Genomic DNA, 2,489 nt, shown 5'->3' with positions numbered 1-2,489 from the left:
GCAGTCGCAATTATATAACACCTTAGGTGTTGTGCCCCCGACCACGTTATAATTTTTTGGGAATCTAGGTTGTCTTACTATGTGGAACAGTTTCCAGCAGATAGGGTAAAAAGCGATATCGACTATGTTCAGCAGGCAAAAAAATACATTTATCAGCATTACTGGAAAGCATCTCTGACGGTCTCTGATATTGTGGGAGCTGTAAATATTGAGCGCAGCTATTTATTTCGACTGTTTAAGGGCGAAACAGGGCTGCCGATTTCTTCTTACATTAGGCAAGTCAGAATTCAGCAAGCAAGTGTGCTGCTGGAGTCTTCTGACTTGTCAGTCAGCTCCATCGCTTACTCTGTAGGGTACAAAGATCCGTTGTATTTTTCTAAAGTATTTAAAAAGACAACGGCAAAAACACCGTCTGCTTATAGAACATAGAAAAACACGTTATCGAAAGAGGACACAGTTACCTGACTCCCGGTAGTAGGTAATCAAGTCCTCCAAAGCCTGTCTTTCGCAGCCCAGAGGCACTTTAAGACAGTCCAGACAGGAAAATGTTCGGGCTGTCCGCGAGACGACTTTCAAATTTAAAGCAACTTCGTCCGGGTGAAGAGGAACCTTGCAGTGCTGGCAAGTAGTAGGGTTACTCATGTCAGCTGACAACTTTCGCTCTAACAATGAGACAATCATGCTTTGGCACAACGGGATTATAGCGTTCTTTAAATTGTCCGATTGTTTTATGCTCCCAGCAGTCATATAGTTCAAGAGAACATTTAGAAGCATAAGGAAGACCCATATCCCAGAACTGCAGCGATATTTCACGCTGCGTGTCACTTAAGTTAAAGAAACCGATGGCTAAATCGCCGTCTGACAGGACTTTGACTTGAATAAAGACATCATCGTCATGAAACCACTGAGGTTCGGGTTTTATACGGTAGGCACCTCTGCTTTCCACGTCCTGATTAATGGCAAGGAGATCTTTGTTCAGAAGAATGTCTTTGGTCATATGGCTAGCCTCACGTATATCACAGCCAATCATAAGAGGTGACCCCATCATGCTCCACAAGGAAAAGTGGGTTTTGTATTGACTGTCTGTGCAGCCTCCGATTTTACTGCCAATGAAGCCGTCATTACTGCCGCCATACATGCCGACAACCAACATGTCCATATCATTGTGGCAATATGACCCTGTATAACGCGCTTTATCCACTTGAGACAAGGTGAGTTTCTTTATGGATTCCCAATTATCCTGAATGTCTCCCGTGGAGCGGTACATATGAGCACCGGATTCACGAATCCAGTGATAGACATCATCTTCTCCCCAGTTACAGGCAGAAAATAAAATATCTCTTCCGGAATTCTTTAAAGCCAGACTCATGCGCTTGTAAAGCAGTTCCCCTGACATTTGTCTTGGCTTGAAGCAGTAGTCGTACTTAAGTAAATCAATGCCCCATTCTGCGAACTGTCTGGCATCTTCAAATTCGTGTTCAAAACTTCCTGGATACCCGGCACAAGTATGCGTGCCGGCGCAGGAATAGATGCCTAGCTTTAACCCTTTACTATGAACATAGTCAGCGAACGCTTTAATCCCACTGGGAAACTTTTCGGAATCGGGTACCAGCTGTCCATTTTCGTCCCGCTCTTTAAGACTCCAGCAGTCATCAATAACAATATACTCATAACCGGCATCTTTGTAGCCATCGGAAACGAAAGTATTAGCTACCTCTTTAATCAGCGTTTCATTGATATCCCATGTAAATGTATTCCAAGAGTTCCATCCTAGAGGAGGTGTGAGCCCCATAGTGTTTTGGCTTGTCATATCAGTTAGTCCACTCCTTAGTTTTTTTAACAGTAAACTTGTTGTTAAGCTGATTTAATCATAATCAGCAGCCAGTTAACTATAGGGATATGTTGTATTCGTATGGATGGATGTTGTTTTTTAAAAGAGGTCTTAATTGCCTAAAAAAGCACGGATTCAGTATTGGATTATTTCCAAACTGCTTCCGTGCATCTGTTTAATAATTTAGTGTTAGTTTATTAAATGATTATAGAAAAATCATTTTACTTCGACAATTTCTACGGGACCGTGATCATCACAGTGGTCGCCATGTACGTGGTGAAGCCGACCGTTGACTAAATAGTCTTTGTGGTCCCCATGCTGGACCATTTCATGTCCGCAGTCGCCGTCATGATGACAGCCACAGTTCATAGGGCTGCAGTCATCGGGGTTCTTTTCAGAAACATCTATGGCACACTCATCCCAGTGCCCCTTATGTTCGTGATGCAAATGCCCGTCATGGACATAATCAATATGGTCACCGTGCTTGATCTTAGTGTGTCCGCAGTCCAGACTGTGCTCATGCGTATGGTTTTTATGAACATCATGTTCCTCAGTCATTAATAGCCCCTCCTCAAGGTTGTCGTTACTGTCAAATTTTTTTGTTCTTAAAGGTCTATAACCGTTGTTCTATCAAGGAAAAGACAAAAAACACTTGCCC

The 2,489-nt window shown here is 42.9% G+C and carries 3 protein-coding genes; 1 reads left to right on the top strand and 2 read right to left on the bottom strand.

What is annotated here, in order from left to right:
- Positions 1–81 precede the first annotated feature (81 nt).
- The gene (locus tag ABFX15_RS11815; protein ID WP_346025598.1) at positions 82–429 is read left to right on the top strand and encodes a helix-turn-helix domain-containing protein; all 348 of its coding nucleotides are present in this window, start codon (positions 82–84) and stop codon (positions 427–429) included.
- 214 nt (positions 430–643) lie between these two features.
- On the opposite strand, the gene ABFX15_RS11810 is transcribed toward ABFX15_RS11815, so the two are convergent.
- Together ABFX15_RS11810 and ABFX15_RS11805 are read right to left on the bottom strand one after the other, a co-directional pair.
- Positions 644–1,810 carry a glycoside hydrolase family 27 protein gene (locus ABFX15_RS11810; protein WP_346025597.1) on the bottom strand — a complete coding sequence of 389 codons (1,167 nt, stop codon included), beginning with the start codon at positions 1,808–1,810 and terminating at the stop codon, positions 644–646.
- A 237-nt stretch (positions 1,811–2,047) separates the two neighbouring features.
- Positions 2,048–2,389, bottom strand: a complete 342-nt coding sequence (locus ABFX15_RS11805) for a hypothetical protein (RefSeq protein ID WP_346025596.1) — start codon at positions 2,387–2,389, stop codon at positions 2,048–2,050.
- Positions 2,390–2,489 lie beyond the last annotated feature (100 nt).

This window comes from Alkalibacterium indicireducens (genome assembly GCF_039522005.1).
GTDB lineage: Bacteria > Bacillota > Bacilli > Lactobacillales > Carnobacteriaceae_A > Alkalibacterium > Alkalibacterium indicireducens.
This window is presented reverse-complemented; position numbering and strand designations above follow the sequence as displayed.